Genomic DNA, 21,547 nt, shown 5'->3' on the forward strand with positions numbered 1-21,547 from the left:
GTATAAGGAGCAGCGGATCGTGACGACAGCCGGCGCGGCAGAGCCGCCGATGGGTGCTGGGGCGGAGCCGCTTACGGGCTCGCGACCGGGTCCGTACTCGGACGCCGCGGCGGAAACGCTGTGGGGCCATGGAGTGGAGCCGGTCCCGGAGGACGCGACGCTCGGCCCGACCGGACGGCCGTTGCGGCTGGTGCCGGACCCGCCGCCGGTCGGCCAGCACGGTGACGCGCTGATCGTGGCCATGTGCAACCAGAAGGGCGGCGTCGGCAAGACCACCTCCACCATCAATCTCGGTGCCGCACTGGCCGAATACGGACGTCGCGTCCTGCTCGTCGACCTGGACCCGCAGGGCGCGCTGTCGGCGGGTCTCGGCGTCGCCCACCACGATCTCGACCTGACCGTGCACAACCTGCTCATCGGTTCCAAGGTGTCGATCGACGACGTGCTGATGCAGACCAGGGTCCCGAACATGGACCTGCTGCCAAGCAATATCGACCTTTCCGCCGCCGAGATCCAGTTGGTCAACGAAGTGGGCCGGGAACAGTCGCTCGGCCGCGCGCTGGAGCCGATCCGCAACCGCTACGACTACATCCTCATCGACTGCCAGCCTTCGCTCGGTCTGCTCACGGTCAACGCCTTGGCCTGCTCGGACGGCGTGATCATCCCGATGGAATGCGAGTACTTCTCGCTGCGCGGGCTCGCGCTGCTCAACGACACCGTCGAGAAGGTGCGGGACCGGTTGAATCCGCGGTTGAGCCTGTACGGAATAGTGGTCACCATGTTCGACTCTCGACTGCTGCATTCCCGCCAGGTCATGGCGCGGGTCGTCGAGGTGTTCGGTGACCTGGTCTACGACACCGCCATCGCGCGCACCGTCCGTTTCCCGGACGCCAGCGTCGCGGGCGAGCCGATCACCACGTGGGCGCCGAAATCCAGTGGCGCCGAGGCGTATCGGTCGATGGCTCGGGAAGTCATCCACCGATCCGGCCGGTGACCGGCCACTCGGACCCTTCGTCTGCGTCCCACCACAACCCGTCCGGCCAAGGGTCTTCCGCGGCGGGATCGACATCCACGCCGGACGACCGCGCGTCCGATTCTCGTGGGCCGGACCCGGCCGGCCCTGGGCGGGGTCCCGCACTCGGCAACGCGGCCGCCGCATTCATCGCCGCAGGCCGGGACGCTGCCCCCCGGCGCGCGAACCCGGCCGTCGTCGGAGGCGCCACGCCTCGGCCCGCACCGGAGGCGGAGGCCTCCCCGGCACGGGACAGCGCGGACGAACCGTCTCCGAAACCATCCACGCAGCCCACCGAGGATGTCGCGCGGGAGGACTCCGAGACAGTGGGCGATCGGCCCGCTGACGTGCCGGACGCACCGGGCCGTTCGTCAGACGTGCCGGATGCACGTGGCCGTCCGTCGGCTACGCCCGGCGGGTCGGACGCCTCTGGCTTTCCGCCGGACACATCGGACGCATCCGATCCCTCGCCCGGCACGTCGGAGGCGAAAGAACAGCCGACGGCGGAGCCGCACGCGTCCGGATTCCGGCTGCGACTCAGCAACTTCGAGGGGCCGTTCGACCTGCTGCTCACCCTGATCAGTTCGCGCAAGCTGGACGTCACCGAGGTGGCGTTGCACAAGGTCACCGACGAGTTCATCGCCTACACCAAGGCGCTGACCGCGAACATGGCGCGGCAGAACACCTTGCGCGCGGACAAGATCCTGGACCAGACCACGGAATTCCTGGTCGTCGCCGCCACCTTGCTCGATCTGAAGGCGGCGCGCCTGCTGCCGTCCGGCGAGATGACCGACGCCGAGGACCTCGAACTGCTCGAGGCGCGCGACCTGCTGTTCGCCCGGCTGCTGCAGTATCGCGCGTTCAAGCAGGTCGCCGAACTGCTCGGCGAACTGGAGGCGGCCGCGCTGCGCCGCTATCCGCGCGCGGTCGGCCTGGAGGAGCGCTACGCCGGTCTGCTGCCCGAGGTTAGGCTTGGTGTCGGGGCGGCCGAGTTCGCCGCGATCGCCGCGGCGGCCTTCCGGCCCCGTCCGGTACCCAAGGTCGGGCTCGACCACTTGCACACGCACGCGATCTCGGTGGCCGAGCAGGCGGCACTGGTGCTGGAGCGGCTCAAACAACGTGGTGCGGGTGCGTGGACATCCTTCGGCGAGCTGGTCGCCGACTGTGAGGTACCGGTCCAGATCGTCGCCCGCTTCCTGGCGCTGCTCGAGCTGTATCGCGGCAAGACGATCGAGTTCGATCAGCCCGATCCGCTCGGTCCCTTGGCGGTCAGCTGGATCGGCGACGAGGCCGCGCAACAGGTGGACACCGTGACTATCGAGGAGGACTACGGGTGAGCGAGCACAGCGCGCGTTCGCGCACGGCGGAGGCGAACTCCGGTGAGGCGCGGTCGTGAGTGAGGCAGTGGTGGAACTCACCCCCGAACCGCTCGCGGACGCCGATTTTCGTTCGGCGCTGGAGGCCATGCTGCTGGTCGTGGACGTTCCCGCGCCGGTAGACCAGCTCGCGGCCGCACTGGGCGACAGCACCGAACGCGTCGAGCGGACCCTGCGTGAAATGTCCGCTGAGCTGTCGGCGCGATCCAGTGGGATAGATCTGCGTTTCGTCGGTGACGGCTGGCGCTTCTATACTCGCAGCGAGTACGCGCCGTATGTGGAGCGGATGCTGCTCGACGGCTCCCGATCGAAACTGACCCGGGCGGCCTTGGAGACGCTGGCGGTGGTGGCATACCGTCAGCCGGTGACCAGGACCAGGGTCAGCGCGGTGCGCGGCGTGAACGTCGACGGGGTGATGCGCACCCTGCTGGCCAGGGGTCTGATCGCCGAGGCAGGCGTGGACCCGGAGACCAACGGGACGCTGTACCGCACCACCGAGCTGTTCCTGGAACGGATCGGACTCGCTTCGCTGAGCGATCTGCCACCCCTGGCGCCCCTGCTTCCGGGCGTCGACCTGATCGACGAGATCAACGAGAGCCTGGAGACGGACCCCCGGTACACCAGGTTGAGGAAACCCGCCGAGGCCGATTTGGACCTCGGCACCGAAGAATGACAGGACACCATGAATACGCCCGCTCGCCGAGATGGCACACCGGATCGTAGGAAACGCGGCGCACAGCCCGAACGAGGCGGCGCGAGCCGCAACTCCAGCTCACGCGACGCTCGTTCGGCCCAACGGGGTATCGCCGCCCGCGGCGCCCAGCAGGGCGGCGGGGGCCGAGCGGACCGACGCGGATCCGCCCCGGTTCCGAACCCGCAGCGGCACGCGGCCGCGAGCAAGAAGAAGCCCAAGCCGCAGCGGCAGGTCGCGCCGCCGCCGCTGCTGAGCAACGCCAAGCCCGCGCGCCACCAGAACGTGGAGCCGGACTCGTCCGGCGGTCACACCAAGCTCCCGTGGGGCGAGGGGGAGCGGTTGCAGAAGGTTCTCGCCAAGGCGGGCGTGGCCTCGCGCCGGGCCGCCGAGGAGATGATCGCGCAGGGCCGCGTCGAGGTCGACGGCATGATCGTGCGCGAGCAGGGCCTGCGTATCGACCCGCAGCACGCGGTGGTGCGCGTCGACGGCACGCGCGTGGTGGTGCGCGAGGAACTGGTGCACGTCGCGCTGAACAAGCCCAAGGGCTGGCAGTCCACCATGTCCGACGATCTGGGGCGCCCCTGCGTCGGTGACATCGTGGCCGAGCGTATCGCCGCGGGTCAGCGGCTGTTCCATGTCGGGCGACTCGACGCCGACACCGAGGGCCTGCTGCTGCTCACCAACGACGGCGATCTGGCGCATCGGCTGATGCACCCGTCCTTCGAGGTCTCCAAGACCTATCTGGCGACGGTGCACGGCGAGGTCAACAATCGCGCGGTCGGCAAGCGGTTGAAGGAAGGCTTGGAGCTGGAGGACGGTCCCGCCAAGGTGGACCGTTTCCAGGTGCTCGAGCTGGGGGAGGGACGTTCTCTGGTGAAGGTGGTGTTGCACGAAGGGCGCAAGCACATCGTGCGCCGCCTGCTCGACGCGGTGGGTCATCCGGTCATCCGGCTGGTCCGCACTCATATCGGCCCGGTCGCGCTGGGCGACCAGCGGCCCGGCACGCTGCGCGTACTCGGCCGCGATGAAATCGGCAAACTCTACGAGGCGGTGTCGTTGTGAACGGTGTGGAGATCCCGGTGCAGGCGCCGGCGCGGTTGGCCGGCCCGAGCCCGCTGGTGGTCGCCATGGACGGGCCGTCGGGTACCGGGAAGTCCAGCGTGTCCCGGCGCCTGGCCACCCGGCTCGGCGCCAGGTACCTCGACACCGGCGCGATGTACCGGGTGGCGACGCTGCGCGTGCTGCGGGCGGGCATCGAACTGACCGACTCCGCGGCCATCGGCGCCGCGGTCAAGGAGCTGCCGCTGTCCATCGGCACCGATCCCAGCCGCGAGGTGATCGAGCTGGACGGCGAGGATGTACGGTCGGAGATTCGCGGCGACGCGGTCACCAAGGCGGTTTCGGCGGTCTCCGCGGTGCCCGAGGTGCGTGAGCTGCTCGTCGCCATGCAGCGCGACATCACGGCGGCCGCGGGGCGGATCGTGGTGGAGGGACGCGACATCGGCACCGTCGTGCTGCCCGCCGCCGACGCCAAGATCTACCTGACCGCGTCCGCCGAGGCGCGGGCGCACCGGCGCAATCAGCAGAACATCGCCGAGGGCAGGGGCGACGACTACGCGGGCGTGCTCGCCGACGTGCAGCGCCGCGACACCCTCGACTCGACCCGCAAGGTGTCCCCGCTGCGCCCCGCCGAGGACGCGGTACCGGTAGACACCAGCGAACTGTCCATGGACGAGGTTATCGACGAGCTGTATCGCGTTGTCGCGCAGCAGGTCTCGACGTGTGGAGCCGGAGGGGACCGATGAGTGGGGACGTACTCGCAGGCGACGGCGTCTGGAGCGACGAAGCCGACTGGGAACTCGCCGACCTGGAGGGCGAATTCGAGGACGCGGCGCACGTCGCGATGCCGACGCTGGCCGTGGTCGGCCGCCCGAACGTGGGCAAGTCGACGCTGGTGAACCGCATCCTCGGCCGCCGCGAGGCGGTCGTGGAGGACATTCCTGGCGTGACCCGCGACCGCGTGTCCTACGAGGCGAACTGGGCGGGTCGGCGTTTCCTGGTCCAGGACACCGGCGGCTGGGAGCCCGACGCGAAGGGCCTGCAGCAATCGGTGGCCCGCCAGGCCGAACTGGCCATGCACACCGCCGACGCGATCCTGCTCGTGGTCGACGCGGTGGTGGGCGCCACCGCCACCGACGAGGCGGCCGTGAAGAAGCTGCGCCGCTCCGCCGTCCCGGTGATCCTGGTCGCCAACAAGGTCGACGACCAGCGGGTGGAAGCGGAAGCGGCGGCGCTGTGGTCGCTGGGACTCGGCGAGCCGCGCATGGTCAGCGCCGCCCACGGCCGTGGCACCGGCGACTTGCTCGACGACGTGCTCGAGGTGCTTCCCGAGACTCCGCGCGAGGGAACCGGCGGCGTCGGCCCGCGTCGCGTGGCGCTGGTCGGCAAGCCGAACGTCGGCAAGTCGAGCCTGCTCAACAAGCTGGCGAACGACGAGCGCTCCGTGGTGCACGATGTCGCGGGCACCACGGTCGACCCGGTCGACTCCCTCGTCGAACTGGGCGGCAAGGTCTGGAAGTTCATCGATACCGCCGGGTTGCGCCGCAAGGTGTCCAATGCCAGCGGCACCGAGTTCTACGCCTCGCTGCGCACCAAGTCGGCGCTGGAGGCATCGGAGGTGGCGATCATGCTGGTCGACGCCTCGCAGCCGATCACAGAACAGGATCTGCGGGTGATCAGCCTGGTCGCCGATTCCGGGCGGGCGTTGGTGCTGGCGTTCAACAAGTGGGACCTGGTCGACGAGGATCGTCGGCTGCAACTGGAGCGTGAGGTCGACCGCGAGCTGGTCCGGGTGCCGTGGGCGCAGCGAGTGAACATCTCCGCGCACACCGGCCGCGCGGTGCAGAAGCTGGTGCCCGCGATGGAAACCGCGCTCGAGTCCTGGGACAAGCGCATTCCGACGGGCAGGCTCAACACCTGGCTGAAGGAAGTGATCGCCGCGACCCCGCCGCCGATGCGCGGCGGCAGGCTGCCCCGCGTGCTGTTCGCCACCCAGGCGACCACCAGGCCGCCCACGTTCGTGCTGTTCACCACCGGCTTCCTGGAGGCAGGCTACCGGCGCTTCCTGGAGCGCAGGTTGCGCGAGGAGTTCGGTTTCGACGGCTCGCCGGTCCGCATCTCGGTGCGGGTGCGGGAGAAGCGGGATCGTTCGAAGAAATAGGCGACGACGGGTGCGAGGGCAACCCACCATGGCGAATGAAAGCTAATTGTTAGCGGGCGAACGTAGATGGTCGATAATCCGGTCAAAATGCCTAATAAAACGCGACATCTTCTCGTGTAGATGACGATATGGGCAGTGCTGCCCACAACTGTGGCAAATAGCTGGCATCATCCGGGCATGGGCATTCCCAGCGTGCTGCCGGAACCGCCGGCCGTCCTGACTCCGTTCGAGACGGGATGGCCCGTGCGCCTCGCCGACACCGATCGTGACCAGCGCCTGCGACTCGACGGTGTCGCGCGCTATCTGCAGGACGTCGGCTACGACCATCTCGAGGTCCTCGAGGACGGCGATATCCATCGCCTGTGGGTGATCCGCAGGACGGTGATCGACGCGCTCAAACCGCTCGGATTCGGTGAGTCGGCGACGTTGCGGCGATGGCCTTCGGCGACGTCGACCCGGTGGTGCACGATGCGGGTCCAGATCGGCGGCAGCGCTGGTGGGCTGGTGGAGACCGAGAGCTTCCTGATCCATTTCGGCACCGAATCGGGCGTACCCGCGCGGATGAGCGACCGGTTCCTCGCCCCCATGCTGGCCTGTACGACCGAGCACCGGCTCCGCTGGAAAGCCGAGCTCACCGATCCCATGCCCGCGGCGGGCGAGCCCGGGGTGCAGATTCGGCCCTTCCCGCTACGGGCCACCGACATAGACCTGCTCGACCATATGAACAACGCGGTCTACCTCACCGCGCTCGAAGAAGTCCTGGCCGACTACGCCGAACTGAAATCGGGTCCGCACCGTGTGGTGGTCGAGTACGGGAAACCGGTGCGATGCGGCGAGGACGTCGAGCTCGTCGCCCGACGGACTGACTCGAGCCTGGACGTGTGGTTCGCGGTCGGCGCGGACTGCCGGGCGGTCGCCCGCGTCACCCCGCGCTAACCGGCCAACTGTTCGACGGTCGCGTGCGCGCCCCTGGTGCGCAGGCTGTCCAGAGCCGCCAGATACGCGGTCACGAACCGGGGGTTGTCGACCAGGTCACCGAACAAGGATCGCTCGCCGAGGAAAGCGGTGGGCTGCTCGCGCTGCCGCCGCGCGAGGGGGACCAGCCGGTCGCGGAGCCGGTCAACGACCTCGATCGGGTGCCCGTGCTCGTCCACGCCCTCGGCATAGCGTGCCCAGCTGGCGACGACCGCCGCCGCGCAGTCGATCGGGCCGCCGCTGCCGAGCTGCGCCCGGACAACCGGAAGCAGCCACTTCGGGATCCGGTCGGAGGATTCCGCGCACAGCCGGGCGATGGTGTCGCCGATCGCGGGATTGGCGAACCGGTCGAGCAGCGTCCGCTTGTAGTCGCCCAGGTCGACCCCGGGGACCGCGCGCAGCGTCGGCGTCGCCTCGGCGTCCATGTAGCGGGTCAGGAACCGCCGGAAGACCGGATCCTGTGCCGCTTCGTGCACCAGCCGATAGCCGCTCAGGTACGCGAAATAGCACAGCGCCTGGTGGCTCGCGTTCAGCAACCGAAGCTTCATCAGTTCGTAGGGAGTGACGTCGGCGACGACCTGCACGCCCACCTCTTCGAAGGCCGGACGGCCGAGTCCGAACGAATCCTCCAGCACCCACTGCGCGAATGGCTCGGCGACCACCGGCCAGCGGTCGGTGAGCCCGTAGCGCCGCGCGATCTCGCCGGTCGCTCCGGGCGGGGTCACCGGGGTGATCCGGTCCACCATGGAATTCGGGAAGCGCACCTGCTCCGTCACCCAGGCTCCGAGCCCCGGATCGCGCAGCGCGGCGAACGCGCCGAACATCCGGCGCGCGATGTTCCCGTTGCCCTCGATGTTGTCGCAGGACAGCACGGTGAACGGCGCGATATCGCGGGATCGGCGGCGGGCCAGCGCCTCGGTGACGAGCCCGAAAACGGTACCGGGCGGAGCGTTCCCGGCCAGATCGGCGCGGATTCCGGGGTCATCCGGGTCGAATTCCCCGGTAGCGGTGGCGATGTGGTAGCCACCCTCGGTGATGGTCAGTGAGACGATCCGGGTCGACGCAGCGGCGAGCTTCGCCACGACGGTCCCGGGATCGTCCGGCGCGTACCGGTAGTCGACCAGCGAGCCGATCGCGCGCGTGGTCCACGTGCCGTCCGGCGCGACCGTCGACAGCGTGTACAAGCCGTCCTGCGCCCGCAGCACGTCGCGCATGCGTCGATCGCCGGGCAGCACGCCGACTCCGCAGATGCCCCACTCGTCCCCGAGGCCGCGTTCGAGCAATCGGTCGACGTACATCGCCTGGTGCGCTCGATGGAAGCCGCCGACGCCGAAATGCACTATGCCGGTGGTGATCCGGGATCGATCGTAGCTCGGTGTCGAGATCCGATCGGCGAAGTCGGGCATCGTGGCCGCCCGTAAGGGCGTGGCTGTCCGTTCCGGCATACCGCGCCTCCCCGTGTTGTGTGGATCACACCATAGTGCAGCAGGAGTCCGGAACCGGTCAGCCCTGCGGAGGCGGCAGCAGCGAATCCATGCCGTGCCGTCGAGCGCCGAGTACTCGTTCGCAGTTCGCTCGCTCGACGTCGGCGGAGAACTGCTCGGTATCCCGGCGCGCCCGTGCCGGAGTCGGCGTCGCCGATGGGCCGGCCGCCACGTCCGTGTGCTCTTTCTCGGTCATACCTCACGGTGCCCGGAAACCGGTCAAGTCAGCAACAATAGTTGCCGATATGGCAAAATCTGTGGGTGCTCGCTCATTCCGGGGCGGATGACGGTACGCCCGCCGAGCTGGCGGTCACCGCCGTTCTCGTGCTCTTTCTGGCCGCTGCGCGACCGGCGAGGGGCCGGGGCGCACACCCCGTTTCGTCCGGCCGCGGAAGCTACCGGGGGGTTTATCGCCGCAGAGCTGGGTAGACCGTCGGTGTCCCGATCGATGGCAGAAAGGTTCAGCGCATGTCGCAACCCATCACCAGTACTTTGGACCCGGAGCAGCAGCGCATCGCGGGCGAAACTCTCCAGGCGACGGTGGTCGACCTGATCGACCTGTCGCTGATCGCGAAGCAGGCGCACTGGAACGTGATCGGCACCAACTTCCGGTCGGTGCACCTGGCGCTGGATGAATTGGTGACCGTGGCACGGGAGTTCACGGACTCGGCCGCGGAACGCGCCACCGCCGTGGGAGTCAGCCCGGACGGGCGCGCCGCGAGCGTGGCCAAGGATTCCGGCGCGATCGGCATCGGCGAGGGCTGGCAACAGGACACCGACGTCATCGACACGATCGTCGGCAACCTCGCCGCCGTGATCAAGCGGCTGCGTGAACGCATCGCGGCGACCGAGAAGGCCGATCCGGTGACCCAGGATCTGTTCCTGGCGATCGCGGCGCGGCTGGAGCAGTTGCACTGGATGTGGCAAGCGCAGCTCGCCACGGTGTGATGCGGGTGATCACGTGCGCGTTCGGCGCGCCCGCCACGGAGACTGCCACGGTCACGGTGCGGATCCCCGCCGACGCGCGACACCTCGCCTTGGTCCGCGCGATGACCGACACCGTGTGCCTGGTCGCCGAGGTTCCGTTCGACGCCGCCTCGGACATCCGCTTGGCGATCAACGAGGCGGTCACGATGCTGCTGGCGGACGCCATGCCGGGCTCGATGCTCGGCTGCGCGTTCACCTACGGCCTCGGCCTGATGAGCGTGCGTGTCGACGCCGTAGCCGTAGTCGGCGGCGAGCTCCGCAGCGATCCGTTGAGCTGGGAACTGGTGCGCATGCTCACCCGCTCCCTATCAATTTCCCGTGACCCTTTTGATTCCGAAGTCGGCGGGTACCCGACCGTTATCGAATTCAGTTGGGAACGAGGACCATTTGATGAAACGTGAGTTCACGACCGACGGAAATGACACGGCGAGGCGCACCCGCGGGGGCGACAGCTACGACAACATCGAGCCGTGGTTCGAGAAGATGGCCGCGATGGACGAGGGGGATCCGCACCGCGCGGCGCTGCGCGAGGAGGTGACCCGGCGGTGTCTTCCGCTCGCCGAGCACATCGCCAGGAAGTTCTCCGGCCGCGGCGAGAACTACGAGGACCTGCTGCAGATCGCCCGGGTCGGGCTGGTGCTCGCGGTGGACCGTTTCGATGTCTCGCGCGGCAGTTCCTTCCTCGGATTCGCGGTCCCCACCATCATGGGCGAGGTGCGCAGGCATTTCCGCGACAACACGTGGTCGTTGCGAGTGCCGCGCAGGCTCAAGGAGATCCAGCTGCGCGTCGGCCCGGCCACCGAGACGTTGTCGCATCGCCTCGGCCGGATGCCGACGGCCAGGGAGATCGCCGAGGAGTTGGACGTCGACCTGGGCGAGGTCACGCAGGCGCTCATCGCGGGCAACGCCTATCAGGCCAATTCGCTGGACGCGGCAGGCCGAGAGGAGGGCGACGGTGCGCCGCAGTCGCTCGCCGACACGCTGGGCTCCGAGGAGCCGTGCTACGACCTGCTGGAGCAGGCGATGGCCGTGCGTCCGCTCATCGCCGAGTTGCCGCCGCGCGATCGGCAGGTGCTGGTCATGCGCTTCTACGAGTCGCGGACCCAGAGTCAGATCGCCGAAGAGCTGGGTGTGTCCCAGATGCAGGTGTCGCGCATTCTCGCCAGGATTCTCAAAGACCTGCGCGAACGCGCGCTCGGCCCGGAAGAACTCGTTTCGAGCGCGGCCTGAGTTCGCTCACGTGCGTGGACGGGCGGCCGCGCCGGTCATCGGTGTGGCGGAGACCTCGCCGGTCCAGCCGCAGGGCAGGGCGCAGCTGGCGATGATCTTGGTCTCCAAGTCGCCGTTGTCGTAGCGCAACGTGGTGCTCTCCGCGTAAGCGGGATATCCGCACGCTCGGCATTTGCCGAAGAAATCGAGGATCTCCTCGGCGCGGGCGTGCGCGATTCGTCGTGCGGGCTTGTCGTCCATAACCTCTCCAGCCAGCGTTCGGTCCTGCCGAGCAGGCGTCTGTGACGTTAGGTCGGAGGTCGCCGCCCGGCGGGAGTTCGGATGATCGTTGGGCTGATTCACAGGCGTCGCGCGGGTGATTTGGGCCGGTTCCCAGGTTCAGGTGAATGCTGGGCAATCGCAGCGTATTTCCTGCGTGTCGCTGGTAGTAGCGACGATGCCCTGGCTACTTGACCTCGCTTGTGACTGACGTTACAAAGGAGCTACCCGCCGACCCGAAGTTCTTCGAACCGGCCGACGAGAAGTGCACAAGTTGGTTACCGATGTCATCGACGTAGTCGCCGAATTCGCGATCGCCCGCAAGACCATCTGGGATCTGCTACTCGAACCGCAGACTTATCCGCGCATGTTCACCGGTATCGGCGCGTGCGAGCAGATCCAGTCCGCCGACGGCAATGTGGTCTGGCAGATGCGCGTCGGTACCTACGGGTCGGGCATATGCACCCACCAGATCCGGATCAGCGTGGGCCGGTGGTACGAGAGCTTCGAGATGCAATACGCCGCACTGGGCAGCTTCGCGTCGGTGCGACTGCACGGCGACGAGGACCGCACCAAGGTCACCGTCACGTATTTCGCGCCGAGCCGGGTGCACCCGCGGGTGAGCGAGCTGTCCAATGTGGCGATCGGCGAGTGGACCAAGGCCGGACTGAAGCGGGTGGCCGACGTCGCCAAGGGCGCGCGGACCTCCTTGGTCGTCAACGGCGAGGATTCGCCGATCCGGCGCAACGCGGGTGTGGCGCGGCAGATGGTGGCCACCGGCGTCGTGTTGCCGGTTCGTTTCGATCGGACTCTCAAACAGCTGCGCTCACTGGCGAAATGGGGTTTCAACCTGGCGGGCGGATACGCCGCGGGCGCGGCGTACGCCCCGGAGCGGACCGCGATCATCGACGACCGCGGCACCCGGTCCTTCGCCGACATGCACGAGCGCACCAACGCGCTGGCCGCGGCGATGGCCGCGCACGACCTCGGCCCGGGCGACGCCATCGGCCTGCTGGCGCGCAACCACGCGGCCATGGTCGAATGCATGGTCGCCGCAGGCAAACTGGGTGTGGACGTGGCACTGCTGAACGCCGGGCTGGCGGGCCGCACCATCGAGGAGATCGTCCAGCGCGACCGCCTGTCGGCGCTGTTCGTCGACGGTGACCTCGAGGAGTTGGTGCGCTATCTGCATACCGACATCCCGCGCTACAACACCGACGAGCGTCCGCCGGTACCCGACCGGACGACCGTGGACCAACTGGTGGCGGAGGGGCACACGACTTTCCGCACCCCTGCCCAGCCGGGACGGCTCGTCGTGCTCACCTCCGGGACCAGCGGGACGCCCAAGGGTGCGCGCAGGCCGCATCCGAAGGGCTTCGGGTCCATCGCGGCATTGCTGTCGCGCATCCCGATGCAGATGAACGAGACCATGCTGATCCCGGCGCCGCTGTTCCACACCTGGGGGTTGGCCGGCCTGCAACTGAGCACCGCGCTGCGCGCGACCGTGGTGCTGGCCGAACGGTTCGACGCGGAGGACTGCCTGCGCCGCATCGCCGAGCACCGGGTCAACACGGTGATCGTCGTGCCGACCATGGTGCAGCGCATCCTCGACCTCCCCGCGCACGTGCGTGCTCGCTACGACACCTCCAGCCTGCGGCACATGATCAGCTGCGGTGCGCCACTGGCAGGCGCGACCGTCGAGCGGTTCATGGAGGCCTACGGCGACGTGCTCTACAACGTCTACGGATCCACCGAGGTCTCCTGGGCGACCATCGCGACCCCCGAGGACCTGCACACCTCGCCGACCACGGCGGGACGCCCGCCGCTGGGCACCAAGGTGGCCGTGCTCGGGCCGGACCACCGCAGACTCCCGATCGGCGCCACGGGACACATCTTCGTCGGCAACCACATGCTGTTCGACGGCTACGTCAACTCCGCGCCACCGGACGAGGCGCACGGCATGCTCGACACCGGCGACCTCGGCTACCTCGACGCCGCGGGCCGGTTGTTCATCGCGGGACGAGACGACGAGATGATCATCTCCGGTGGCGAGAACGTCTTCCCGCGTCCGGTCGAGGAGGCGCTCGCGCACCTGCCGCAGGTCAGTGACGTCGCCGTGGTCGGTGTGCCGGACCACGAATTCGGCCAGCGGCTCGCGGCGTTCGTGGTGAAACGCGAAGGGTCCGGCCTGGATTCGGACATGGTGCGCACCTACATCCGCAACCGCTTGAGCCGCTTCTCGGTGCCGCGCGACGTCACCTTCCTCTCGGCGCTGCCGCGCGGCGACACCGGCAAGATCCTCAAGCGTCTGCTGGCCGGTCCCGGCGCGGCCGAACCGGAGCTGCCGCCGTCGATCAACGGTCTGGGCACCGCGGGATCACCCTGAACATCCGGCGGCAGCGCCCGGCGGTCAGTAGACGGTGTCCTCCAGGTCGGTCAACGCGGATTCCAGGTGATCGAGCAGCCTGGCCACGTCCGGCACGCTGCGGCGGCAGGCGACGATGCCGATGTCCAGGCTGTCGGCATTGCTGGTGAGGGTGATGTTCACCGCCTGCCCGTCGAGCGGGATCGACAGCGGGTAGCTGGCCGCGACGCGGGCTCCATTCCAGTACTGCGGTTCACGCGGTCCCGGAATATTGGAGATGACGATGTTGAACGGCGGGCTGGTCAGCGCGACCGTGGCGGGAAGCAGCAGTGACAGGGCGAGGGGACTGAGCGTCAGCGCCGACAGCGAGACCGCCTGGACGGGGGACAGCGCGCGGTAGATCTCTTTGCTGCGATGCATCGAGGAGCTGATCGCCGCCAGCCGAGCGGCCGGGTCGGGCAGGTCGGTGGCCAGATTGCACAGCAGCGCCGCCACGGCGTTGCCCCCGCCGTCACCGTCGTCGGATTCGGGACGCAGCGAGACCGGCACCATGGCGATCAGCGGCTTGTCCGGCAAGGCGACGTGTTCGAGCAGGTAGGTGCGCAGCGCACCCGCCGACATCGCCAGCACCACGTCGTTGAGCGTGGTGCCGGTCATCTTCTTGACCTGGCGGATCCGGTCCAGCGGCCACGAGCGGGCGGCGCAGCGGCGGGCCCCGCCGATCGGGACGTTGAACATGGTGCGCGGTGCGGCGAAGGGCAGCGTCAACTGCTGTTCGAGCAGCGCGGTACGGGCCAGGCGCAGGGCCGAAGGCGCCGAGCCCGCCGCGGCGAGCAGGGCGCGCGCCCGGGTGCCGAGCGTTTGCCGCTGCGGGGGATCAGGGCGGTGCCCGGTCGAAGGCGGGAGATGCCAGGGCACCAGCGCTTCGCCGGATTCCGGGTCGGTGGTGAGCGTTCGCTGCAACAGGCGCTGGGCGCCGACGCCGTCGATGAGGGCGTGGTGCATCTTCGCGTACAAGCCGACCCGATCGCCGGCGAGCCCTTCGACCAGATGCGCTTCCCACAGCGGCCGGTGACGGTCGAGCAGGGTGCTGTGCAATCCCGCCGTTACTTCGGTCAGGGCGTCCAGGCCACCCGCTTCCGGCAGTGCCCACCGCTGGACGTGGTAGTCGAGCTCGACGGCGCTGTCCACGGTCCAGGCAAGCTGTGGAGTGCCGAACAGGCGAGCCGGGCGCTTGCGGAACGTGGGGTGGAAATTTCGGTCGGCCGCCAGCGTGGCGTACGCGCGCCGGGCGAATTCGGGTCCGGTGCCCTCCACGGGGTCGAAGATGGACAGCGAACCGACGTGCATCGGATGCTCGCGTGATTCCGCGATGAGAAACAGGGCGTCCACCGGCGAGATGAATTCCATGGGCAGTTCCCTCCTGGCGACGCCGCGGCCTCGCCACGGTCTGGTTCCGGACATGGGGACGGCCGCCGGACTGCTCATGGCGCTGGGAGATCTACGCCGGTCGAACGACGATCCCCAACCGATGATTCGATGCCGAATCCGTACCGGCTGGGCGGTTCGTCGCGAAATTGTGCGCGCGGGCCTCAGGACAGGCGGCTGACCGGCCAATCCTGCGGCAGTGCGAGGCGTTCGCTGATCATGCTGATCGCGCTGTGCAGGGCCTGGATCTCATCGATGCCGCTGGCCAGCGACGCGCCCTGCTTGCTGATATGGAACCGGCACAGGTGCTTGCGCCGGTCGGCCGCCAGATACGGCCTGCCGATGATGATCGACAACGAGCTGTCGGCTTCGTAGAGGGTGCGGGCCGCGATGAGCGCCTGCGGCTCGTAGGCGACCGTCGTGGCGGCACGCGAGGGACGGGTGGGCGCGGCGGGGAAGCCGGGGTCGGACGGCTCGGTCACCGCGAAGTGCGCACCGTGGCTGTTGGCCTGCCGCAGCTCTTGGGCGATGTCCTGGAACGCGCGGTAGAGCGCGGCGATGGAATCGACGCCGTGCGCCCATCGTTCGCCGATTCCCTGGATGCGAAAACCGCACACCACACCGGTGTCACCCGGTGCCATCTGCGGTTTCCCCACCTCGATGGAGACCTCTCGCGTGGCATCGGAGACGGTTCGGGTGGCGATCACCTCCCTGATCCGCCGCCATCTCATGCTCGCGATCGCACCGCCGTGTTCGGATTCGCGCACTGCGGGCGTGGTCGTGTCACCAGTGACCCGCGCCGGTATCGCTCTCATGATGTCTGGAGTACCCAAGTTGGACCCTCGTTTACCCTGCGGTTCGAGGTGACCTGGAACGCAGTGTGAAGACACGCCGTATCGGCAAAAGGGCTACCGGACGGTTAACGCGCCTCGCGTTTGGCAGGCTGTCGCCGAGGGTGTGATGGTGGGGCCGCGACGATGAGGAGGGGCGGACGAAGTGGTAACGATTGCGCAGTTGCGAGCGGTTCTGTCGATCTTGCGCGTCGACCCGGACGAGGTCGGCGCACGGGCGGATGAGACCGGTCTGCACGGTCCGGACGCCGAACGTGTCCTACTGATCGGTTTGCTACACCGGATCGCGAGCAGCGAGCTGCGCGACGTCGTCACCACCACGATGGACGACGAGGAGGCCGCACGGGCCGCCGCGGTCAGCACCCTGCCGGTGAACGGGGAGAACCCCACGGAGCAGGCGCGTTTCGACGCGCACTGGCTGCACGACCGTATCGGCGCGCTGGCGGCGGGCACCACCGTGGAACCGGTGCCGGTGTTGCTGGACGCCGCCGCGCGGTCTGCGGACGCGGCCGAGGTCCTGCTGTTGCTCAGCCGCAATCCCCGTGGCCACGACGCGGACACCAGATGGGAGCGTGCGCTCGACGATCTGGGACGCGCCTATCACTTGATCAACGACGAGCGCGTGGGTCGCTCGAACACGACGACCGCGCCGTTGTAGCGACGCGGTCGATCGGAAGTCCGCCCGGCGGCGCGCTGCTGCGCCGCCGGGACACGGCTACTTGGTTTGGGCCGGAGCGGTTTGGACGGGCTTGTCGGCGAAGCGTGTAGTGCCGTCGGCCGCCTGCAACGTGGTGAGCAGGTCGACACCCGCCACGACGAGCGTGGGCCCGCCGACCGCGATGGTTCCGAGGATGCCGCCGAGGCTCGCGCCGGTCAGCAGACCGGCCACGCAGCCCACGGCGATGGTGACCAGGCAGCCGATCGTGGCGCCGATCGCGGTGCCGACGAAACCGCCTATGGCGGTGGCGAGCCCGAACTGGCTTGCGAATTCGTCACGGGCGCGCTGGTTCTCGGTCATGGACGCGACCGGCTTGGCCACCAGTGGCTCGGTGATCGCGATGCCCTCCGGCCTGGACGGCTTCAGCTCGAGCACGGTGCTGTCCTTCTTCAGCTCCGGGCGCACCGGAATGGCGGTCCCCGCGATCCGGAAGTCGAGCGGCAACGTCATCGCGACGTGGCCGTCGCGGTCCCGGATGTCTACCACGTCGATCACTTGCGCGATGTCGGCCGGGGCGCCCCCATGATCGACGAGCACCCCGTCGCGCTCGGTTAGTCGCGCGTTCTCGTCGCCCGCGGGCTGATCGCGCAGTGCCTTGGACAACTGGAAGGTTCCGCCCCGGAGCGCGGCGACCACCGTCTGGTCGACGATCTTGGCCGAGTAGGTGATGTCGGGAGCGGGCTCGCCGTGGGCGACGCCCGCGCCGACGGTCAGCGAGCCGATGGCGAGTATCGCTGCCGCAGTGATGCCGCGGAGTTGCATGTTACGTCCATTCCTTCATCGGGTTAACACCTGCGTCCAGCACGGCCGGACCCGCGCACTCCGGCGGCGCAAGAGCAGTCGTCTAGGGTCGCTGAGCAGCCTAGCAGCGCCCACAGCTACCGATGAGCGTTCCGGCTCGACCGGTCGGAGATATCGAAAAATTCTCCGACCGGCCGAGTTTCGGATCCGGCGCTCAGCGCGCCGTGGCCAGTTCGCTTGCCCGCTCGGCGCGCAGGATCGTCGCGCTGGTGCCGGGCGGCCACTCGAGTCCCGCGTCGAGCCGGTCGAGCACCTCGGTACCAGGCCGTGGATTGCGGGACCGCTCGATCTCGCTGATCACCTTGGCCGGCGGGCCGCCGTTGCCCGCCACATCCGCCTGGGTCCACTTCATCTCGCGCCGCCGCGCACGCACGCGCGTGGCGAGCCCGTCGAGATCGAGCACGATGGCCGTCTCGACCTCGTCCGGGGGCAGCGGCGCCGGTCGCGCCGGTGCGCCGTGCTCTTCCTGCTGGTGCTTCTCCCGCAGCATTCCGGCGGTGATCAGCCTGGACCGTTTCCGCCTACCCATCTTCGCCACACGCTCTCCCATCCTCGGTCGAGTCGATCGATTGCGTCGCACTGCTCCGGCGGGCGGGCGGCGCCCATCGCGCCGGGAACGCTGAACATCATGGGGGAGGGTGGCCGCGGACCTCGCTCGACGCGCCGGGTCAGTGCGGCCGGTCCTCCGGCTGAAGAATGAGCACCGGGATCTCGCGCTCGGTCCAGGATTGGTAGGTGTCGAAGTCCGCGTAGAGGGCTACGAGCAAGGGCCACAAGCGATTCTTCTCCTCCCGGCTCGCCACGCGGGCGCGGACGCGTCGGTGCTCGGCCCCGACCTGTACCCGGGTCACGGGATGTGCCAGGAGATTGAAGTACCACTGGGGGTGATTCGGCAACCCGCCTTGCGAGGCGACCACTACCAGATCGGCGCCGTCGACGAGGTACAGCAGTGGGACGGTGAACAACTTGCCCGATCTGCGACCCCGATGCTCGAGCAGCAAGGTGGGTACCGGCTCGCGGAAGCCGGCGCCGATCCGCCATCGCGCGCCGACGCGCCCTCCGGTCCGGCGGTACGCCCAGGTCTGCGCTCTGGACATGTATTTGATGACGGTCGTGACCAGCGGGGAGTCGAGGTTGCGTGGCCGCTTGGGCATCAACGATCACCCCGCTCGGGCCGGGATGCGGCCGCGGAATCGGGTGCGGTGACGAGTGATTGATCCATACCTTTGTCCGTAGTATCGTCCAGACAGATGTCCGGTTACTATTCCATATATGTGCGGCGCGTGTCGCGGGGGGTGACGGGAACCGGCGACGAGCACGGTGGAGGAAACATGGATCGGGTCAGCGGCAAAGTCGTCCTGGTGACCGGTGCGGGACGGGGGCAGGGCCGCAGTCACGCGGTCGCCTTGGCCGAGGAAGGCGCCGACATCATCGCCTTCGATATCTGCGCCGACATAGCCAGCAACGAATACGCACTGGCGACCGAAGCGGATCTCGCCGAGACCAAGGAACTGGTCGCCAAGACCGGCCGTCGGGTGGTGGCCGCACAGGTCGACGTGCGCGATCGCCCCGCGCTGCAAGCGGCGATCGCGGCGGGCGTCGCCGAACTCGGGCGCTTGGACGTGGTCGTGGCGAACGCCGGGATCTGCCCGCTGGGCCACCATGTGCCGTTGCAGGGCTTCGTGGACGTCTTCGACGTCAACTTCGTCGGCGTGGTGAACACCGTGCACGCCGCGCTGCCGCATCTGGGCGCGGGCGCCTCGATCATCGTGACGGGATCGGTCGCGGGCCTGGTGCCGCAGACCGGATTCAACGGCCAGCAGGCACTGCAAGGTCCCGGCGGCGACGGCTACGGCCTGTCGAAGAAGATGATCCGTTCTTACACGCAGACTTTGGCGTTGACGCTGGGGCCGAGCTCGATCCGCATCAACGCGGTGCATCCGACCAACGTCGACACCGACATGCTGCACAACCCGGGGATGTACCAGATCTTCCGTCCCGACGTACAGAACCCGACGCGCGAGGACGCCGAGGTCACCTTTCCCTTCATGCAGGCCATGCCGATTCCCTTCGTCGAGTCCTCGGACATCTCGCACGCGGTCACGTTCCTGGCCTCCGACGAGTCGCGCTACGTGACCGGTTTGCAGATGTTCGTCGACGGCGGCGCGTCGCTGAAATTGGGCCTGGCCTGAAGTGACGCGGAACGCGCCGCGTCACTTCAGGATGAGCATCGCGGACCGCTCGATGCGGTCCGCGATGTCGGAATACGATTCGTAGCCCATCCCGGCATGGACCAGCGCACCCGCGTAGAGCAATTCGAGCGATTTCAGAATATCCGCGTCGGGATTTCCGGACAGCGCGTGCGCGAGGCGGGTGCGAATTTCCAAGCCGATGCGCGACCGCAAATGCTCGACGTCGGGATCGCGGCCGAGCAGCGCGCTGGTGACCGCGCCGGACAATTCCGGTTCGTCGGCGACCAGCAACGCGATGCTGCGGAGTTCGGCGATCACCCGCACGGTGGCGTCCGGATCCTCGCTCACAGGGGAGGGTTGTGCGCGCAGCCTGCGCCAGAAGATCTCCGCGACCAAGTGCTCCTTGGAGGAGAAATAGGTGTACGCGGTGGCGGTGCCGACCTTGGCGTTGGCGGCCACCATCCGGATGGTCATGCCGGCGAAACCCTCCCGGGAAAGCACTTCCAACGCCGATCTGGTGAGCTTGTCGACGGTGTCGGCCTGCTTTCCGGACAAGCGCCGCCGCGTCGCTTCGACGGTTCTGGAATCGCTTTCGGACATGTGTCTAGATGGTAGTGTCGTTATTTCGTTCGAGCAACTTTCCTGCTGCGGAAATAGTTGTGTGTTCGGCCACGTGATTCGCTACGGCCGGCTCGCCGCGCCGAGCGGCGGGCCGATGTCGGTCAGTTTGCCGGACAACCGCTCGAGGTAGGCGCACACCGCGGGCTCGTCTTTGTCCGGCAGTCCGTACACGACGTCGGTGACGCCGGCGCGGTCCCACTCGGCCAGGCGTGCGGCGTCGGGTTTGTAATCCAGGGCCACCACGCGCGGACGTCCGGGCCGCCCGGCCTGCTGCCAGATCTCGTGCAGCAACGCGAGACGATCGGAGATCTCCGTTTCCCCCGGGGTGGTGATCCAACCGTCCGCCGACTCGGCTATCCAGCGGAAGGTGCGTTCGGTGCCCGCCGCGCCGATCAGCACCGGCACCGAGCGCCGGACCGGTTTCGGCCACGCCCAGCTCGGGCCGAAGCGCACATACTCGCCGTCGAAACCGGCCTCGTCCCGGCTCCACAGCGCCCGCATCGCCGCCAGGTATTCGCGCAGCACGGTGCGTCGCTTGTTCGCGGGTACTCCGTGATCGGCGAGTTCGTCGGTGTTCCAGCCGAATCCGGCCCCCAGCACGACCCGGCCACCGGAGAGGTGGTCCAGTGAGGCGATCGTCTTGGCAAGGGTGATCGGGTCGTGCTCCACGGGGAGCGCGACGGCGGTGGCCAGCTCGATGCGTTCGGTGACTGCCGCCGCCATGGACAGTGCGACCCACGGGTCCAGCGTGCGCAGGTAGCGGTCGTCGGGTAGCGACGCGTCGCCGGTCTGCGGGTGCGCCGCGTTGCGCGCGACCGGGATGTGGGTGTGCTCGGGGACGTAGAAGGAGGCGAACCCCGTCTGCTCGGCCGCTCGGGCCGCCGCGGCGGGAGTGATGCCGCGGTCGCTGGTGAACAGGACGATGCCGAATCGCATGGAAATCCTTGTCTGGTCGTTCGGCGAGCTGTCGTGCGCTGCCCGCGTGACGGCATCGGCGAAGGTGGCCGCGTGCTGCGAACCGCCGTGTCTGGACAGTTGTATGGAATATAGTCCGATCGCCGAGCTGCCTACAAGAACGTGTTCTTGATTCGTGGTGTGTGTCGGCCTGGCGATCGGACGGCGGATTTCTTTCCGCGAGATCGCTTGTTCGGGATTGTCCTGAAAAACTGTCAGTGGTACCGTCCAGACACATGTCCAGCTATGTGTCTTTACGGAGCGTTGGGTGGACGATCCTTGTTGAGAACTTGTTATCGAATTCGGAGTGTGGGCGATGACGGCTGTGGTGGGGCCGCTGGTGTTCGACCCGTATGACTACGGGTTTCATGAGGATCCGTA

At 68.2% G+C, this 21,547-nt stretch carries 23 protein-coding genes; 13 read left to right on the forward strand and 10 right to left on the reverse strand.

Features of this window, described 5'->3' with window-relative positions:
* The first annotated feature begins 49 nt into the window (after window positions 1-49).
* The 7 genes from ACWESM_RS35785 (at window position 50) to ACWESM_RS35815 (ending at window position 7,238) form a co-directional block, all read left to right on the forward strand.
* The gene (locus ACWESM_RS35785) at window positions 50-994 is read left to right on the forward strand and encodes a ParA family protein (RefSeq protein ID WP_379256306.1); all 945 of its coding nucleotides are present in this window, start codon (window positions 50-52) and stop codon (window positions 992-994) included.
* 548 nt (window positions 995-1,542) lie between these two features.
* Window positions 1,543-2,349 (forward strand): segregation and condensation protein A, encoded by an 807-nt coding sequence (locus ACWESM_RS35790; RefSeq protein WP_355080777.1) that lies wholly within the window; start codon window positions 1,543-1,545, stop codon window positions 2,347-2,349.
* A gap of 55 nt (window positions 2,350-2,404) precedes the next feature.
* Entirely contained in the window at window positions 2,405-3,061 is a 657-nt protein-coding gene (gene scpB / locus ACWESM_RS35795; RefSeq protein ID WP_355080740.1) for an SMC-Scp complex subunit ScpB, read from the forward strand.
* Window positions 3,062-3,070: 9 nt separating this feature from the next.
* On the forward strand, window positions 3,071-4,144 hold the full coding sequence (locus ACWESM_RS35800) for a pseudouridine synthase (RefSeq protein WP_355080742.1): 1,074 nt from the start codon (window positions 3,071-3,073) through the stop codon (window positions 4,142-4,144).
* Window positions 4,145-4,209: 65 nt separating this feature from the next.
* On the forward strand, window positions 4,210-4,887 hold the full coding sequence (cmk, locus tag ACWESM_RS35805; RefSeq protein WP_355080779.1) for a (d)CMP kinase: 678 nt from the start codon (window positions 4,210-4,212) through the stop codon (window positions 4,885-4,887).
* Complete coding sequence (gene der, locus ACWESM_RS35810; RefSeq protein WP_355080744.1) at window positions 4,884-6,302, forward strand: ribosome biogenesis GTPase Der; 1,419 nt, start codon at window positions 4,884-4,886, stop codon at window positions 6,300-6,302. The genes cmk and der overlap by 4 nt, the downstream gene beginning before the upstream one ends.
* A gap of 120 nt (window positions 6,303-6,422) precedes the next feature.
* Window positions 6,423-7,238 (forward strand): acyl-[acyl-carrier-protein] thioesterase, encoded by an 816-nt coding sequence (locus ACWESM_RS35815; protein ID WP_356969778.1) that lies wholly within the window; start codon window positions 6,423-6,425, stop codon window positions 7,236-7,238.
* On the opposite strand, the gene ACWESM_RS35820 is transcribed toward ACWESM_RS35815, so the two are convergent.
* Window positions 7,235-8,683 (reverse strand): mannitol dehydrogenase family protein, encoded by a 1,449-nt coding sequence (locus ACWESM_RS35820; protein WP_364438626.1) that lies wholly within the window; start codon window positions 8,681-8,683, stop codon window positions 7,235-7,237. The two genes, ACWESM_RS35815 and ACWESM_RS35820, sit on opposite strands and share 4 nt — an antisense overlap.
* A 97-nt stretch (window positions 8,684-8,780) precedes the next feature.
* Entirely contained in the window at window positions 8,781-8,957 is a 177-nt protein-coding gene (locus ACWESM_RS35825; RefSeq protein ID WP_364438599.1) for a hypothetical protein, read from the reverse strand.
* A 272-nt stretch (window positions 8,958-9,229) separates the two neighbouring features.
* Here ACWESM_RS35825 and ACWESM_RS35830 point away from each other — a divergent pair, with 272 nt between their 5' ends.
* The 3 genes from ACWESM_RS35830 (at window position 9,230) to ACWESM_RS35840 (ending at window position 10,978) form a co-directional block, all read left to right on the forward strand.
* Window positions 9,230-9,709, forward strand: a complete 480-nt coding sequence (locus ACWESM_RS35830) for a Dps family protein (RefSeq protein ID WP_364438596.1) — start codon at window positions 9,230-9,232, stop codon at window positions 9,707-9,709.
* Between the two features lie 101 nt (window positions 9,710-9,810).
* Window positions 9,811-10,149, forward strand: coding sequence for an anti-sigma factor (locus ACWESM_RS35835; RefSeq protein WP_364438593.1), 339 nt, complete (start codon window positions 9,811-9,813; stop codon window positions 10,147-10,149).
* Window positions 10,139-10,978 (forward strand): RNA polymerase sigma factor SigF, encoded by an 840-nt coding sequence (locus tag ACWESM_RS35840; RefSeq protein ID WP_355080756.1) that lies wholly within the window; start codon window positions 10,139-10,141, stop codon window positions 10,976-10,978. The genes ACWESM_RS35835 and ACWESM_RS35840 overlap by 11 nt, the downstream gene beginning before the upstream one ends.
* 6 nt (window positions 10,979-10,984) lie before the next feature.
* Here the strand turns inward: ACWESM_RS35840 and ACWESM_RS35845 are convergent, their stop codons facing one another.
* The gene (locus tag ACWESM_RS35845) at window positions 10,985-11,218 is read right to left on the reverse strand and encodes a hypothetical protein (protein WP_355080757.1); all 234 of its coding nucleotides are present in this window, start codon (window positions 11,216-11,218) and stop codon (window positions 10,985-10,987) included.
* A 292-nt stretch (window positions 11,219-11,510) separates the two neighbouring features.
* Between ACWESM_RS35845 and ACWESM_RS35850 the strand changes: the two genes are divergently transcribed.
* Window positions 11,511-13,622: an AMP-binding protein gene (locus ACWESM_RS35850; protein ID WP_452495639.1), complete on the forward strand. Its 2,112-nt coding sequence runs from the start codon at window positions 11,511-11,513 to the stop codon at window positions 13,620-13,622.
* Window positions 13,623-13,646: 24 nt separating this feature from the next.
* Here ACWESM_RS35850 and ACWESM_RS35855 read toward each other — a convergent pair whose 3' ends face one another.
* Both ACWESM_RS35855 and ACWESM_RS35860 read right to left on the reverse strand, forming a co-directional pair.
* A complete protein-coding gene (locus ACWESM_RS35855; protein WP_452495628.1) occupies window positions 13,647-15,011 on the reverse strand; it encodes a WS/DGAT/MGAT family O-acyltransferase in 1,365 nt (454 codons plus the stop codon).
* A 182-nt stretch (window positions 15,012-15,193) separates the two neighbouring features.
* Window positions 15,194-15,736: a DUF6968 family protein gene (locus ACWESM_RS35860; protein WP_452495630.1), complete on the reverse strand. Its 543-nt coding sequence runs from the start codon at window positions 15,734-15,736 to the stop codon at window positions 15,194-15,196.
* A 289-nt stretch (window positions 15,737-16,025) separates the two neighbouring features.
* Between ACWESM_RS35860 and ACWESM_RS35865 the strand changes: the two genes are divergently transcribed.
* The gene (locus ACWESM_RS35865; RefSeq protein ID WP_452495632.1) at window positions 16,026-16,538 is read left to right on the forward strand and encodes a hypothetical protein; all 513 of its coding nucleotides are present in this window, start codon (window positions 16,026-16,028) and stop codon (window positions 16,536-16,538) included.
* A 57-nt stretch (window positions 16,539-16,595) separates the two neighbouring features.
* Here ACWESM_RS35865 and ACWESM_RS35870 read toward each other — a convergent pair whose 3' ends face one another.
* From ACWESM_RS35870 to ACWESM_RS35880, 3 genes are all read right to left on the reverse strand, one after another.
* Window positions 16,596-17,360 carry a hypothetical protein gene (locus ACWESM_RS35870; protein WP_356969767.1) on the reverse strand — a complete coding sequence of 255 codons (765 nt, stop codon included), beginning with the start codon at window positions 17,358-17,360 and terminating at the stop codon, window positions 16,596-16,598.
* 193 nt (window positions 17,361-17,553) lie between these two features.
* Window positions 17,554-17,937 carry a helix-turn-helix transcriptional regulator gene (locus tag ACWESM_RS35875; protein ID WP_356969765.1) on the reverse strand — a complete coding sequence of 128 codons (384 nt, stop codon included), beginning with the start codon at window positions 17,935-17,937 and terminating at the stop codon, window positions 17,554-17,556.
* 130 nt (window positions 17,938-18,067) lie between these two features.
* Window positions 18,068-18,553 (reverse strand): nitroreductase family deazaflavin-dependent oxidoreductase, encoded by a 486-nt coding sequence (locus ACWESM_RS35880; RefSeq protein ID WP_397281700.1) that lies wholly within the window; start codon window positions 18,551-18,553, stop codon window positions 18,068-18,070.
* A 177-nt stretch (window positions 18,554-18,730) separates the two neighbouring features.
* Between ACWESM_RS35880 and ACWESM_RS35885 the strand changes: the two genes are divergently transcribed.
* On the forward strand, window positions 18,731-19,591 hold the full coding sequence (locus ACWESM_RS35885; RefSeq protein WP_356969761.1) for a mycofactocin-coupled SDR family oxidoreductase: 861 nt from the start codon (window positions 18,731-18,733) through the stop codon (window positions 19,589-19,591).
* 21 nt (window positions 19,592-19,612) lie between these two features.
* Here the strand turns inward: ACWESM_RS35885 and ACWESM_RS35890 are convergent, their stop codons facing one another.
* Window positions 19,613-20,191, reverse strand: a complete 579-nt coding sequence (locus tag ACWESM_RS35890; RefSeq protein WP_355080773.1) for a TetR/AcrR family transcriptional regulator — start codon at window positions 20,189-20,191, stop codon at window positions 19,613-19,615.
* An 81-nt stretch (window positions 20,192-20,272) separates the two neighbouring features.
* On the reverse strand, window positions 20,273-21,148 hold the full coding sequence (locus tag ACWESM_RS35895; protein ID WP_452495636.1) for an LLM class F420-dependent oxidoreductase: 876 nt from the start codon (window positions 21,146-21,148) through the stop codon (window positions 20,273-20,275).
* Window positions 21,149-21,547 lie beyond the last annotated feature (399 nt).

The sequence above is a fragment of the Nocardia sp. NPDC003999 genome, assembly GCF_053604885.1.

Bases quoted from the DNA above. Each gene is read 5' to 3' on its own strand.
- ACWESM_RS35785 (WP_379256306.1), top strand. From the start codon at position 50: ATGGGTGCTGGGGCGGAGCCGCTTACGGGCTCGCGACCGGGTCCGTAC.
- ACWESM_RS35800 (WP_355080742.1), top strand. From the start codon at position 3,071: ATGAATACGCCCGCTCGCCGAGATGGCACACCGGATCGTAGGAAACGC.
- cmk (WP_355080779.1), top strand. From the start codon at position 4,210: ATGGACGGGCCGTCGGGTACCGGGAAGTCCAGCGTGTCCCGGCGCCTG.
- der (WP_355080744.1), top strand. From the start codon at position 4,884: ATGAGTGGGGACGTACTCGCAGGCGACGGCGTCTGGAGCGACGAAGCC.
- ACWESM_RS35815 (WP_356969778.1), top strand. From the start codon at position 6,423: ATGACGATATGGGCAGTGCTGCCCACAACTGTGGCAAATAGCTGGCAT.
- ACWESM_RS35820 (WP_364438626.1), bottom strand. From the start codon at position 8,683: ATGCCCGACTTCGCCGATCGGATCTCGACACCGAGCTACGATCGATCC.
- ACWESM_RS35825 (WP_364438599.1), bottom strand. From the start codon at position 8,957: ATGACCGAGAAAGAGCACACGGACGTGGCGGCCGGCCCATCGGCGACG.
- ACWESM_RS35830 (WP_364438596.1), top strand. From the start codon at position 9,230: ATGTCGCAACCCATCACCAGTACTTTGGACCCGGAGCAGCAGCGCATC.
- ACWESM_RS35835 (WP_364438593.1), top strand. From the start codon at position 9,811: ATGACCGACACCGTGTGCCTGGTCGCCGAGGTTCCGTTCGACGCCGCC.
- ACWESM_RS35840 (WP_355080756.1), top strand. From the start codon at position 10,139: ATGAAACGTGAGTTCACGACCGACGGAAATGACACGGCGAGGCGCACC.
- ACWESM_RS35845 (WP_355080757.1), bottom strand. From the start codon at position 11,218: ATGGACGACAAGCCCGCACGACGAATCGCGCACGCCCGCGCCGAGGAG.
- ACWESM_RS35855 (WP_452495628.1), bottom strand. From the start codon at position 15,011: ATGGAATTCATCTCGCCGGTGGACGCCCTGTTTCTCATCGCGGAATCA.
- ACWESM_RS35870 (WP_356969767.1), bottom strand. From the start codon at position 17,360: ATGCAACTCCGCGGCATCACTGCGGCAGCGATACTCGCCATCGGCTCG.
- ACWESM_RS35880 (WP_397281700.1), bottom strand. From the start codon at position 18,553: ATGCCCAAGCGGCCACGCAACCTCGACTCCCCGCTGGTCACGACCGTC.
- ACWESM_RS35885 (WP_356969761.1), top strand. From the start codon at position 18,731: ATGGATCGGGTCAGCGGCAAAGTCGTCCTGGTGACCGGTGCGGGACGG.
- ACWESM_RS35890 (WP_355080773.1), bottom strand. From the start codon at position 20,191: ATGTCCGAAAGCGATTCCAGAACCGTCGAAGCGACGCGGCGGCGCTTG.
- ACWESM_RS35895 (WP_452495636.1), bottom strand. From the start codon at position 21,148: ATGCGATTCGGCATCGTCCTGTTCACCAGCGACCGCGGCATCACTCCC.